General features: G+C 47.7%; 11 protein-coding genes. 8 read left to right on the top strand and 3 right to left on the bottom strand.

Features of this window, described 5'->3' with window-relative positions:
• Nucleotide 1 precedes the first annotated feature (1 nt).
• A complete protein-coding gene (locus tag CLV82_RS01120) occupies nt 2-1,315 on the bottom strand; it encodes an amino acid permease (protein ID WP_133642468.1) in 1,314 nt (437 codons plus the stop codon).
• A gap of 78 nt (nt 1,316-1,393) precedes the next feature.
• Here CLV82_RS01120 and CLV82_RS01115 point away from each other — a divergent pair, with 78 nt between their 5' ends.
• The 3 genes from CLV82_RS01115 to treF all read left to right on the top strand — a co-directional run bounded on the left by CLV82_RS01115 (nt 1,394) and on the right by treF (nt 5,397).
• On the top strand, nt 1,394-2,485 hold the full coding sequence (locus CLV82_RS01115; RefSeq protein WP_208107959.1) for an aromatic ring-hydroxylating oxygenase subunit alpha: 1,092 nt from the start codon (nt 1,394-1,396) through the stop codon (nt 2,483-2,485).
• Nucleotides 2,486-2,561: 76 nt separating this feature from the next.
• The gene (locus CLV82_RS01110; protein ID WP_133642467.1) at nt 2,562-3,740 is read left to right on the top strand and encodes an acyl-CoA dehydrogenase family protein; all 1,179 of its coding nucleotides are present in this window, start codon (nt 2,562-2,564) and stop codon (nt 3,738-3,740) included.
• Nucleotides 3,741-3,795: 55 nt separating this feature from the next.
• Entirely contained in the window at nt 3,796-5,397 is a 1,602-nt protein-coding gene (treF, locus tag CLV82_RS01105) for an alpha,alpha-trehalase TreF (protein ID WP_133642466.1), read from the top strand.
• A 13-nt stretch (nt 5,398-5,410) separates the two neighbouring features.
• On the opposite strand, the gene CLV82_RS01100 is transcribed toward treF, so the two are convergent.
• On the bottom strand, nt 5,411-6,481 hold the full coding sequence (locus tag CLV82_RS01100) for a phosphotransferase enzyme family protein (RefSeq protein ID WP_133642465.1): 1,071 nt from the start codon (nt 6,479-6,481) through the stop codon (nt 5,411-5,413).
• Complete coding sequence (locus CLV82_RS01095; RefSeq protein WP_243744114.1) at nt 6,463-7,356, bottom strand: nucleotidyltransferase family protein; 894 nt, start codon at nt 7,354-7,356, stop codon at nt 6,463-6,465. The genes CLV82_RS01100 and CLV82_RS01095 overlap by 19 nt, the downstream gene beginning before the upstream one ends.
• Before the next feature lie 104 nt (nt 7,357-7,460).
• Here CLV82_RS01095 and CLV82_RS01090 point away from each other — a divergent pair, with 104 nt between their 5' ends.
• From CLV82_RS01090 to nosZ, 5 genes are all read left to right on the top strand, one after another.
• Entirely contained in the window at nt 7,461-8,813 is a 1,353-nt protein-coding gene (locus CLV82_RS01090) for a Gfo/Idh/MocA family protein (RefSeq protein WP_133642464.1), read from the top strand.
• A gap of 71 nt (nt 8,814-8,884) precedes the next feature.
• Nucleotides 8,885-9,706, top strand: a complete 822-nt coding sequence (locus CLV82_RS01085) for a universal stress protein (protein ID WP_133642463.1) — start codon at nt 8,885-8,887, stop codon at nt 9,704-9,706.
• Between the two features lie 242 nt (nt 9,707-9,948).
• Nucleotides 9,949-10,458, top strand: a complete 510-nt coding sequence (locus CLV82_RS01080) for a c-type cytochrome (protein ID WP_133642462.1) — start codon at nt 9,949-9,951, stop codon at nt 10,456-10,458.
• A gap of 7 nt (nt 10,459-10,465) precedes the next feature.
• Nucleotides 10,466-11,050: a fasciclin domain-containing protein gene (locus CLV82_RS01075; RefSeq protein ID WP_133642461.1), complete on the top strand. Its 585-nt coding sequence runs from the start codon at nt 10,466-10,468 to the stop codon at nt 11,048-11,050.
• Between the two features lie 10 nt (nt 11,051-11,060).
• Complete coding sequence (nosZ, locus tag CLV82_RS01070) at nt 11,061-13,016, top strand: Sec-dependent nitrous-oxide reductase (RefSeq protein ID WP_133642460.1); 1,956 nt, start codon at nt 11,061-11,063, stop codon at nt 13,014-13,016.
• Nucleotides 13,017-13,022: the final 6 nt, after the last annotated feature.

Below are 13,022 nucleotides of genomic sequence, written 5' to 3'. Positions count from 1 at the left end.
ATTATTTCTCCCTGTTCCTCCATTTCAGCCAGACGTAGAGAGGAACCCCGCTCATAAGGAGGAGGAACCCCCAGAACACGGATTTCTCACCCGTTCCGTAAATACTCCAGAGCGAGTAAATAAATCCAATGCCGGCCAGGGTTACGATCGGCCACCAGGGCGTCTTGGGTACTTTGCGCTTCATCATGATGACCATGAATGCACCGGTGGTAAAAAGATAGGGAACCAGCATACAAACAGTGGTGAGAAGAATAAGGAATTTGAATTGGTCTACCAGGCCTTCGGTAAAATTCATCAGCATCACTAAAGAAGTAAGAATACTTCCGATCAGAACGCCCAGGAAGGGCGTTTCATTTTTATTGGTTTTTCCGAATACCGGGGGAAACAACCGGTCTTTTGCAGCGGCCAGCGGAACCTGCCCCACGAGGAGAATCCAGCCATTCAGAGCGCCAAATGCACTGATGGCAGCTCCTGCAGCAACTACCTGCCGACCCCATTCCCCGGTCATAATTCCCATGGCATCGGCAAACGGGGCCGGGGATATTTCCAGTTGCCCCAAGGGGATCATTCCCATGATCACTACGGTGCTCAATACGTAGAGTAATGTGGTTATCGCGGTGCCAAGCATTGTTGCCCGCGGGATGGTAACTTCTGGGTTACGGATGGTCCCTGATGAAACAGTGGCACTTTCTATACCGAGATAGGCATAAAGGGTCATGCTCGCAGTAATCACAAATGCGCCAAAATTGCTTTCTTCACTGGGATTGAAGGGGGTGAAATTCGCGATATCGAAAAAAAAGAACCCCCCTACGATTACCACAGTGATCGGGGCAATTTTCAGTATAGTGGTCACCAGCTGCATGGCCCCGGAAGACCTTGCGCCTTTAGAATTTATCCAGGTAAGGAACCAGATGGCGCTGAGCCCAGTCCCTACTGCCAGTAACGAATTTTCCCCGAGGATGGGAAAAAGAACGGTCAGGGCACTGACAAAGGCAATGGCAATGGCGGCATTACTCACCCAGATAGAGATCCAGTATCCCCATGCCATCATAAAACCCATAAAATCTCCGAAAGCAATGTGGGTATACGCATACGGACCCCCGCTTTTGTCGCTGATAAGTGTACTGAGTTTACTGAAGATCTTTGCGAGGACCAATGCCCCGAAAGCAGAGGCGATCCATCCCAAGATACTGATGCCTCCGTATGCCGCAAGGGCTGCAGGCATTAAAAATATCCCGGCACCAACCATATTGCCGACGACGAGCGAGGTACTCATCCATAATCCCATTTTCTTTCCTTCCGATGTTTCTGCCATAAAAACCGCCCGGAATAATCGGGATTAATTGGTTACATTTGAGAGGTTTGTTCTCCTAAAGTACAAAATCATTCGGTTATGCTGTACGATTTCTATATCGATCCGGATATCACCAAGGCAAGGACGCTACCGGCTTCTTTCTACCGCGATCCGAAAGTTTTTAAAGCCCTCAAAAATAAAATACTCAGAAGGTCCTGGCAGTGGATTGGCGATGAATCTCTTGTTCCTGGCCCACACCGGGTCTATCCCTTCTACCTGCTCGATGGTTTTATCCCGGAGCCGCTCTTACTCACCAAAGATACCACCGGGGAGGTCTGTTGCCTGAGTAACGTTTGTACCCACCGGGGCAACCTTCTGATCAGCGAACCCTGTAAATCGAGGAAACTGGTCTGTGGTTACCATGGCCGGAGGTTTGCACTGGACGGAACCTTTGAATTTATGCCAGAGTTTGAACAGGCCAAATCCTTTCCTGCGGATTGTGATAACCTGACCAAACTACATCTCTATCATTGGGGCCCCCATCTGTTTACTTCGCTTGATCCCGGCTTCGACCTGCGGGAGATTCTTGCTGTTATGGAAGAACGGATCGGATTTATGGGGATAAAGAATTTTCGTCCTCATAAAGATCGTTCCAATGATTACCTGATAAATGCTCACTGGGCATTGTATTGTGACAATTACCTGGAAGGATTTCATATCCCCTTCGTTCATAAAGAACTGGATGCAGTATTGGATTACGGTAGCTATGATACCTTCCTGTTCGATCATCTTTCACTGCAAATAGGCTATGCTTCCTCTCCCGATGAGCTGGTTTTTGACCTGCCTGAAGGACATGTGGATCACGGTAAAAAAGTGGCGGCATATTACTTCTGGGTGTTTCCTAACCTGATGTTCAATTTTTATCCCTGGGGCTTGTCGGTCAACGTGGTGAAACCGGTAAGTGAGGAAAAGAGTAAAGTTAGCTTCCGGACCTATGTCTATGACGAATCCAAGCTCGACAAAGGTGCAGGTGCCGGTCTTGATACGGTAGAAATGGAAGATGAAGCCGTAGTGGAAAGTGTTCAGAAAGGTGTGCAATCAAGTTTGTATACCCATGGCCGGTTTTCACCCACAAGGGAAAGGGGAGTGCACCACTTTCACATTCTTCTGTCCCGCTTCCTCAGAAGCTGATCCTCGTTTTAAATTCTAACAACCGGGGTTGTATATGTGATATTTCTTTAGCTACCTTTGGGAAAAACCAAGTAATATGAAGCCCGATCTTTTTGAATCTCCTGATTACTTTATGCTGGACGACCTTCTCAGTGAAGAACATAAACTGGTCAGGGATGCTACCCGGCAGTGGGTGAAGCGGAGTGTATCTCCTATCATCGAAGAGTATGCCCAAAAAGCTGAATTCCCAAAAGAATTATTAGGAGGCCTGGCAGAAATTGGTGCTTTTGGTCCTTACATTCCCCAGGAATACGGGGGAGCTGGCCTGGACCAGATCAGTTACGGGCTGATCATGCAGGAGATTGAAAGAGGGGACAGCGGGATCCGCTCCACGGCTTCAGTGCAATCATCCCTGGTCATGTACCCTATTTTTGCCTATGGTACAGAAGAGCAGAAAAAGAAATTCCTCCCCAAGCTGGCAACCGGTGATCTTATCGGTTGTTTTGGATTGACCGAACCCGACCACGGGTCTAATCCCAGCGGGATGGTCACCAATTTTAAGGATAAAGGAGACCACTATTTACTTAACGGGGCAAAACTCTGGATATCCAATTCGCCCTTCGCAGACATTGCCGTAGTCTGGGCAAAGAACGAAGAAGGACGTATTCACGGTCTCATCGTGGAAAGAGGAATGGAGGGTTTCAGTACCCCGGAGACACACAATAAATGGTCATTGAGAGCCTCTGCTACCGGGGAACTTATTTTTGACAACGTGAAAGTGCCCAAAGAGAATTTACTTCCCGGGAAGAATGGGTTAGGAGCTCCCCTGGGCTGCCTGGATTCTGCACGCTACGGTATTGCGTGGGGAGCTATCGGGGCTGCAATGGATTGCTATGACACCGCTCTGCGTTATGCGAAAGAGCGGGTTCAATTCGGGAGACCCATCGCTGCGACCCAGCTGCAACAGAAGAAACTTGCAGAAATGATCACCGAGATCACCAAGGCCCAGTTACTGGCATTCCGTTTGGGACAATTAAAGAATGAAGGCAAGGCCACCACGGCCCAGATCTCTATGGCAAAACGGAACAATGTGGAAATGGCCATCAAGATTGCACGGGAAGCAAGACAGGTTCTCGGGGGTATGGGAATAACCGGGGAATACAGTATTATGCGCCATATGATGAACCTGGAAAGCGTGATTACTTACGAAGGAACTCATGATATTCATTTACTGATCACCGGAGCAGATATTACCGGTATCCCTGCTTTCAGCTAAGGGCATTCCGAAAAATACTGTACTTTGTAGTGATCAACCATCACTGTAGCAAAATATGAGACACCTGTACCTATTCCTCCTGCTGATATTATTTGTCCAGTGTAAAACAGACACTGATAAGAAAGTTGATCAGGCCGTACAGTCCGTACTTACCGAGGTCTCTGAACAACCGGAGATCAAAACCCCGGATGAACTTCTGGGCGACCTTTTTACAGAGGTACAGTTGCACCAGGTGTTCGAGGATGGGAAGACATTCGTGGATTGCACTGCGAAACATCCTTATGATGAAATTGTCTCACGATACAATGAGCAGAAAGATGATCCCGGTTTTGAGCTGGAAGCATTTGTGCTCGAACATTTTGAAACACCACCCCTGATCAGTACGGACTTTAAGTCGGATCCCAACAGGACCCCGAAGGAACACGTGGAAGCGCTCTGGCCGGTGTTAGAACGCAAGGCAGATGATGGGGAAAAGGGAAGCACCCTGCTTCCCCTGCCTGAACCCTATATTGTTCCGGGAGGAAGGTTCCGGGAAGTCTATTACTGGGACAGTTATTTTACCATGATTGGCCTTGCAGAGAGTGGTAAAATGGAGCTGGTGGAATCCATGCTCGACAATTTTGCCTACCTCATAGAAACTATAGGCCATATCCCTAACGGGAACCGTACCTATTACGTCAGCCGGTCACAACCGCCCTTTTTTGCATATATGATCAACCTCTATGCTGCTCACCGCGGGGACGAGGTGTATGAAACTTACCGGGATGCCCTTCGGGAGGAGTACCAGTTCTGGATGAAAGGTTGCAGCGAGAGTTCAGAACCTATCCTCCATTGCGTGCCGACAGAGCAGGGGATCATGAACAGGTATTATGACGCCAGGAATATCCCCAGGCAGGAATCTTATCGTGAAGATTACGAACTGGTAGAGAAGGCCGGGGGAGGTGAAAAGATGTACAGGGATCTGCGGTCAGGTGCGGAATCCGGATGGGATTACAGTACCCGCTGGTTTGCAGATGCCCGCACTATGGCCACCATAGAAACCACGGATATTATCCCCGTAGACCTTAATGCTCTTATGTACGGGATGGAAGCAGTTCTCGTGAGGTCCTTCCCGGAAGACACTGCCTTTGTAAAAGATCTGCAAGACCGAATGGAGGACAGGAAAAATTTTATGACCCAGGTGCTCTGGAACGAGGAAAAGGGAATCTTCTCTGATTATAACTGGGTAGATAAGAAAACAACTTCAGTTAGCTCCCTCGCCACGGTGTACCCGTTGTTCGTAGGAATGGCAACGCAGGAACAGGCTGATAAAATTGCAACTTATATCCGTAATAATTTCCTTAAACCCGGTGGAGTAGTGACCAGTCTGAACCATAGCGGGCAACAATGGGATGCTCCCAATGGATGGGCTCCTTTACAATGGATGACCGTGATGGGACTAGAGCGCTACGGTCATTCTGACCTGGCCAGGACCATTGCCGAGCGCTGGGTCGCCCTCAATGAAAAAGTATATGCGAATACAGGTAAATTCGTAGAGAAGTACAATGTTGAGGATATGTCCCTGGAAGCAGGGGGAGGGGAATATCCCGTACAGGACGGGTTTGGTTGGAGTAACGGGGTATACCTGGGTTTTAAGGCTTACCTCGCTGAAAACTGATACAATTTTTAGATTACAGTTTCTCCCGGATAATATGCTCCATAAATTCTCTCTTTGACAATGCCAGCTCGGTAAACCGGAAGAGGGAATAAGACCTTTCCAGGTTCTGTTCCGGGGAATTCACTTTGTAATAAATATCACCTTCAAGGTAATCTGTCAATGCCCGTAGTCCATGCATAAAAGGCATATATGCCACGGCATTTGGGATTTCCTTTTTTTCTTCCTCGTTCATAAAATCCAGGTGCTGACTTAACCCCTCGATAAACGCAGTAAAATGAGGCTCCGAGAAACCGATGTTCTCCAACTGGCGTTCATCCTCCGGGGCTGTGCTGACTACTGTTCTCAGAGCGTCACCCAGGTCATAATGCAGGTGCCCCGGCATAATGGTATCAAGATCTATAAGGCAGAGAGGTGCATGGTCCCGGGCCGAGAATAACATATTGTTCAGTTTGGTATCGTTATGACACAAACGCAGCGGCAGATCTTCAGAAACCAGTTGTTGCAGGATGGCCGCGGTATGGGTGACAAATCCCAATATGGGTTTAGCCTTTTGCAATCGTTCAGGATCTGCTATTTCCAATGCTTTTTCAAATTGGATAAAACGATACTGCAGGTCATGAAAATCCGGGATCAATACATTGAAAGGAGAAGGATCGGCGTGCTGCAGCAGGGAATGAAATTTGCCAAGCAACCAACCTGCATTTTCGGCGACTTCAAGATTCGGCGGGAGGTCAAAGGCTACACTTCCCTGTATAAAGGACAGAAGGCGCCAATGTTCTGATTGCCCGTCCTGGTAGGATAGTTTGCCCTCTAGGGTAGGGTAGAGCTCAAGCCTGGTATAGTCAGGGGCGGAGAGCAGGGGTAGAACCGCTGCTATATTTTCCATTAGCAACCCGGGCTCTGAAAACACTTCCCGGTTGATCTTCTGAAGTATATATAACTTACCCTCCACATCCCGGACCTGGAAGGTATCATTGATCAGCCCCTGGTTAAGAGGCCTGGCAGAATCAGCCGGGCAATTAGAGAACTTCGAAAATATTTCCTGTATGCCCGGCCTGTCCATGTTTATTGTTCCATATTCCACAAAGGAGAACGGTATCCACCGGTGGCGGTCATCTCCTGTAACAGGGAGACTGCAGATTCTTTGTCCTCAGAGTAGGTCACGCCAAACCACTGGCTTTGTGATGGGATGACCTCTACCGAGATCTCGCCGGCCTGCAGCATTTCCTGGATAACAAAAGGTAAGTAAACCTCGCCTCCCTGGATGTTCTTTTCGTCTTTCAGGAATTCCCTGAAGTCGGATTCGATGTGGCTGAAAATAGAGGGATGGCAGATCCAGAAATTCATGCTCACCATTTCTTCCCCGGTGAATTCTTTGCCGCTTTCATGATCCTTCACGACAGCTCCTTCCTGCTGAAGCTTGGTGCGTTCTTCAACAGATTCGAGCATATGGCCTTTAGTCTTGCAAACTCCCCTGGAAACAGTTCCAAAAGGCGATAAGGTGTCGTTCAGGGTGTAAGCGACCAGCCCATAGTTATCTTTCCCGGCGCCATCCCTGATGAATCTTGCGGCATTCTCAAATGCCTGCTTCCCGTAATAATCATCTGCATTGATCACGGCAAACGAGTTATCGATAACATTTCGTGCCGACCATACAGCGTGGGCGGTTCCCCAGGGTTTGGGGCGTTCGCCACTGTAACTGCTTCCTTCTGGCAGGTCTGATAGTTCCTGTGGGATCACGTCTAATTTAATGTCACCGGGTAAGCGCGGGCTCAGGTAATCTTTTAAATAGTTTACGTTGTCTTTCTGGGTGATGACTACGATGTGTTCAAAACCATTTTCAAGGGCATCATAGATGCTGAATTCCATCAGGAATTCCTCCTTAGGTCCAAAACCGTCAAACTGTTTTAATTTACCGTATCGGCTACCGCGACCCGCGGCCATTAAGAGAAGTGTCATAATATGAGTTTAATGCTAGCAAAAATAGGATTTTCTTGAGGATCGTTGTAGCTGTGCAGGAGATTTTCATAATTTAATAAACTGAAATATTTATCTCATCCGTAATGATTAGCAGGAGAAAATTTGTCAGGAACAGCACCCTGATGGGGGCTGGATTATACGTCCTCCCGGGAATGCTGCAGGCGGGAGTTGCACCCGTAAAGGAGATCCTTAAGGTTGGCCTGATCGGCGTGGGCCTCCGGGGTACCAACCATCTTAAAAATTTATTGGCCCGGGATGATGTCCGGGTAACGGCAATATGTGATATTGATCCCGCACGGATTGCAATTGCCAAAGACCTTTTTGATAAGTCGGCCCCTGTGCCGGCAATCTTTGGGAAAGATGAATACCATTACAGGGAGTTGCTGAACCTGGAAGAGGTAGACGCGGTGGTCATATCAACCCCCTGGCTTTGGCACACCCGCATGGCCGTTGATGCCATGAAGGCCGGCAAATACGTGGGGCTGGAAGTCTCTGCGGCCAATACCCTTGAGGAATGCTGGGACCTGGTTGAGGCCCATGAAAAAAGTGGTACCCACCTGATGCTGCTGGAGAATGTGAATTACCGCAGGGATATTATGGCGGTATTAAATATGGTACGCCAGGATGTATTCGGGGAGCTGGTCCATTTCAGATGTGGTTACCAGCACGATCTCAGGCATGTGAAATTCAATGACGGGAAACAACCCTATGGAGGGGGAGTAGAGTTCGGGGAGAAAGCGATCTCGGAAGCGCGTTGGCGAACCTGGCACTCCGTGAAGCGAAATGCAGATGTGTATCCTACCCATGGGCTGGGTCCCATCGCGGTCATGGCGGATATCAACAGGGGGAACCGCTTACGATCGATCACCTCCACAGCGTCCAAGGGAATAGGCCTGCACAATTACGTAGTAAAGCACGGAGGGGAGGAACATCCCAATGCCAAAGTAAAATTCAAACAGGGAGATGTCATTACCTCTGCCATTGAAACCACGAATGGGGAGACTATCATCGTCACCCACGATTGTAACCTTCCCAGGCCGTATTCGCTGGGTTTCCGGGTACAGGGGGCTAACGGCATCTGGGAAGTAGACGGGAATCGTATATATATAGAAGACAGGTCCCCAGCACACCAATGGGAAAATGCGGAGGAATGGTTAAAGGAATACGATCACCCGCTCTGGAAGAAATATGGAGAATATGCAGAAGGGGCCGGTCACGGGGGGATGGACTTTTTTGTGCTGCACGCGTTCGTAGAATCGGCAAAGGCAGGAATAGCTCCGCCTATTGATGTGTATGATGCGGCGAGTTGGAGCGCTGTGACGCCCCTGTCCGAAACCTCTATAGAAAACAATGGTGCGCCCCAGGAATTCCCGGATTTCACAAGGGGTTTATGGATGAAACGAAAGCCTTATGATTGGATAAAAGATACTTACTGAGATTTATCACTGATATTAGTCATGTCAGTTCCTGCTGGCAGACGTTAACTTAGACCATCTAAACCATGCAAATGAAAACTATCATAGTACCGCTTGATTTCTCAGAACAAAGTGAGAATGCCCTGAAAGTAGCTGCTTCTTTAGCAAAAAAACATGATTCAGAGATCCTGGTCCTCCACATGCTGGAACTGAACCAGGCTATCATTTCTTCCACCGAGGGCTATTACCAGGAACATACCGTATTTCTTCTGAAACTAGCCGAAAAGCGGCTTTCAGAATTTTTAGATAAACCCTTCCTGAAAGGGGTAAAGATCACCCCGGTTATAAAACACTTCAAAGTCTTTAGCGAGGTTAATGAAATAGCAGAAAAGCATGATGCTTCTCTCGTTGTGATGGGATCCCATGGATCGGACGGTTTAGAGGAACTCTTTATAGGTTCTAATGCTGAAAAGGTAGTCCGGCACTCCAAGGTGCCTGTCTTGGTGATCAAAAAGAAAATAGAAGACTTTAAGCCGAAAACCATGGTCTTTGCCAGTGATTTTGAAATGGATAACCTGGCTGCTTTTAAGCGTGCGAAGGATTTTGCATCCCTCCTCAACCTGGATGTCAAACCCTTGTTCGTGAACACCCCTGGGGATGATTTTCTCAGTTCCCGGGAAATATATCAAAAGATTTCTCAATTTCAGCTCGAGGCGAAGAGTGGTGAAGAAGTGGAGATCTACCAGGATTATTCAGTAGAGCAGGGGGTGCTCAATTTTGCGGAAGATTACAATGCAGACATTATTGGAATCTCCACCCATGGGCGGAAAGGATTATCTCATTTCTTTATGGGAAGTATTGGGGAGGATATCGCGAACCATGCGAATATCCCGGTGGTTACTTTCAGGATTTAGGGCCCTCATGGGCTTGGTCACTGATATTAATCAACCCAGGATTAGCATTTAAATTTTACGCTTCAAATAAAATCACCGGGATCTCTTCATCCCGGTTTTTATTTTTCTTACCCACTTGTGATCAGGAAACCAATAACGGATAGTGAAGCTATTCTTTCCTCTTTCCGGCTACATGATTTTGGTCATATTTCCAGATTGTAAAGCCGACTATATTCGTCATTGAATTAACAAACAAACATTCAATGAGCCATTCACGAAAACTCCTGGTACTGGTCCTGTGCCTTGCCTTATTCTCCTGTGGAGAAAAGACTGAAGAAAAGGATAAAGGTTTTAAAGTAGAACGACAGAAGGCTGAACCCGGGGATTCCCAGGAGTTGAGCATGGACACCGGGATTAAAGCTTCCGAACGTGTTGATCTGGAGAACAAAGGGGTAGGGGGAATTACCTCGGTAGACCTTGCTGCGGAAGTAGACCCCACATTGGCAGCTGAAGGTGAAGTCCTCTTTAAACAGTATTGTATGGCGTGCCACAGGGTCGGGAAAAAATTTATAGGTCCGGCTCCTGACGGGATCCTCAAAAGACGTAGCCCGGAATGGGTGATGAACATGATCCTTAACCCGGAGAAAATGGTGAAGGAAGATCCCCTGGCCAAAGACCTTTTAATGGAATTCAACGGCTCTCCCATGGCGAACCAGGGACTAAACGAGGAACAGGCCAGGGCAATCCTTGAATATTTCAGAACCTTAGAATAAAATCCTTATGAAAAATGTACCAACCAACGCCGGACTGATCATTATCCTTTGTGTCGGTCTCTGTACTTCATGTAAAAATGGGGTAAAACAAAACGAAACGAATTCTCCTGCCACTTCCCAGGAGGTAACTCAGACCGGCCAGGCATTTATCGAAGATGATGTTTCCAAACCAACTGTACTGGCCATTGCCCAGGGTTCGGAAGATCACGTTACCCTTGTCGCAGCTGTGGAAGCTGCAGGTTTACAGAACGCCCTGGTCAATGCAGGACCATTAATGGTTTTTGCGCCTACCAACGAGGCCTTTGCTGCACTTCCCGCCGGAACGGTGGAAGATCTTTTGAAGCCTGAGAACAAGGATGCCTTATCTAATATTCTTACTTATCACGTGACCCCCGGAAACTATTCAAAAGACTTCCTTAAAAAATTCAAGAAACTCGGGCAGGCCAACAACCAGAATGTAATGGTCGAGGTAAAAGGGGAAGATGTTTATGTGGGCGGTGCGAAAATTATGGCCAGTATTCCTGCCGGGAACGGGATAGTCCACGTCATAGATAAAGTTATGCTCCCCCCTTCTGAAGAAACAAACAACTAAATACAATACAATGAAAAAAATCATTTATTCAAGTGCTGTCATGCTCTGTAGTCTCGTACTATTGGTAAGCTGTGGTGAAGAAAATTCAAAGAACCGGGGAGCCCTGTCTTCAGGTGCCGCTGAAAAGGTTTATGTTGCCCCGGGAGAATATGACGAATTTTATGCCTTCATCTCAGGAGGGTTCAGCGGTCAACTCTCGGTATATGGTCTCCCTTCGGGCCGACTGTTCAAGGTGATCCCGGTGTTCTCGCAAGACGCGGAAAAGGCCTGGGGCTATAATGAAGAGACCAAGCCAATGTTGCAGACCTCGCACGGTTTTATACCCTGGGATGATTCGCATCACCCTGATATCTCTCAGACGAATGGCGAACTGGACGGCCGGTATGTTTTCATTAACGGGAATAACACCCCCCGGATAGCAAAAATCGATCTCTCGGTATTCGAAACGACAGAGATCATAGAAATACCGAATTGCGCCGGGAACCACAGCTCTGCCTTTGTGACTGAGAATACGGAATACGTAGTAGCCGGTACCCGGTTCTCCGTGCCGATTCCCCAGGCGGATATCTCGATAAAGGACTACAAGGGAAACTTTAAAGGCTCCTTATCCTTTATCAGTGTTGACCCTGAAGATGGCGGGATGGACCTTTCCTTCCAGATCCTGATGCCGGGCTTTGACTACGACCTGGCCCATCCCGGGCGCGGAGCTTCCCATGGATGGATGTTCTTTTCTACCTACAATTCTGAAGAAGCAAGTACCCTTCTCGAAGTTAACGCTTCTCAGAATGACAAGGATTTCATCGCTGCTGTGAATTGGAAGAAGGCAGAAGAATATATCAAAGCAGGAAAATTCACGACTATGCCAGCAAATTATGCCCATAATGTTTATGACGAAAGCACCCATACGGCTACTTCCACGATGAAAAAGGAAGTTCGGGTTTTGGATGCCTCCAGTTTACCAGGGTTGGTGTATTTATTGCCTACTCCTAAATCACCCCATGGGTGCGATGTTGATCCTACCGGTGAATATATCGTAGGAAATGGGAAGTTATCTGCAGACCTGACGGTTCATTCGTTCAAGAAAATGATCGATGCCATAGAGAATGAAAAATTTGACGGGGAGGCCTACGGGATACCTATTTTGAAATTTGAAGATGTGCTGGCGGGTACGGTTAAACAAGCAGGACTCGGACCTTTACATACAGAGTTTGATGGTGAAGGAAATGGATATACAACTTTCTTTATTTCTTCGGAAGTAGTTAAATGGAAAGTCGGAAGTTGGGAAGTCGTAGACCGGCAACCCTGTTATTACTCAGTAGGCCACCTGATGATCCCGGGAGGAAATTCGAGGAAACCGTTTGGCAAGTACGTAGTGGCCATGAATAAGATCACCAAAGACCGTTACCTGCCCACTGGGCCCGAAGTGACCCAATCTGCGCAACTCTATGATATATCGGGAGAAAAAATGGAGTTATTACTCGACTTCCCGACCATAGGGGAACCACATTATGCCGCCGGTATCCCAGCCGACCTGGTAAGGGAGAGGTCCAGGAAGATCTTTAACCTTACAGAGAATAAACATAAGTACGCTACGACAACCGATGCCGATGTAAAAGTGGTACGGAACGGGAAAGAAGTTCACGTCTATATGACGATGATCCGGAGTCATTTTAACCCTGATAATATAGAAGGAATCAAAGTGGGTGACAAGGTGTATTTCCATGTCACGAACCTGGAACAGGATTATGACGTTCCCCATGGTGTAAGTATGATCGGGGCAAATACCTCGGAATTGCTCATTATGCCGGGACAGACCGAGACATTTGTATGGGAACCGAAACAAGTAGGGGTGTGGCCATTCTACTGCACTGATTTCTGTTCCGCACTCCACCAGGAAATGCAGGGATACGTCAGGGTTTCCCCGGCCTCATCAGACCTGGAGCTTAGCTGGTCTTTAGGGGATTAACAGTAT

This window comes from Zeaxanthinibacter enoshimensis (genome assembly GCF_004362865.1).
Taxonomy (GTDB): Bacteria; Bacteroidota; Bacteroidia; order Flavobacteriales; family Flavobacteriaceae; genus Zeaxanthinibacter; species Zeaxanthinibacter enoshimensis.
The sequence above is the reverse complement of the archived record's forward strand: the minus strand, read 5'-3'. Positions and strand labels throughout refer to the sequence as shown.

Coding starts and splice junctions, on each gene's coding strand:
- CLV82_RS01080 (WP_133642462.1), top strand. CDS start 9,949: ATGAGCCATTCACGAAAACTCCTGGTACTGGTCCTGTGCCTTGCCTTA.
- CLV82_RS01085 (WP_133642463.1), top strand. CDS start 8,885: ATGAAAACTATCATAGTACCGCTTGATTTCTCAGAACAAAGTGAGAAT.
- CLV82_RS01095 (WP_243744114.1), bottom strand. CDS start 7,356: ATGACACTTCTCTTAATGGCCGCGGGTCGCGGTAGCCGATACGGTAAA.
- CLV82_RS01115 (WP_208107959.1), top strand. CDS start 1,394: ATGCTGTACGATTTCTATATCGATCCGGATATCACCAAGGCAAGGACG.
- nosZ (WP_133642460.1), top strand. CDS start 11,061: ATGAAAAAAATCATTTATTCAAGTGCTGTCATGCTCTGTAGTCTCGTA.
- CLV82_RS01120 (WP_133642468.1), bottom strand. CDS start 1,315: ATGGCAGAAACATCGGAAGGAAAGAAAATGGGATTATGGATGAGTACC.
- CLV82_RS01075 (WP_133642461.1), top strand. CDS start 10,466: ATGAAAAATGTACCAACCAACGCCGGACTGATCATTATCCTTTGTGTC.
- CLV82_RS01090 (WP_133642464.1), top strand. CDS start 7,461: ATGATTAGCAGGAGAAAATTTGTCAGGAACAGCACCCTGATGGGGGCT.
- treF (WP_133642466.1), top strand. CDS start 3,796: ATGAGACACCTGTACCTATTCCTCCTGCTGATATTATTTGTCCAGTGT.
- CLV82_RS01110 (WP_133642467.1), top strand. CDS start 2,562: ATGAAGCCCGATCTTTTTGAATCTCCTGATTACTTTATGCTGGACGAC.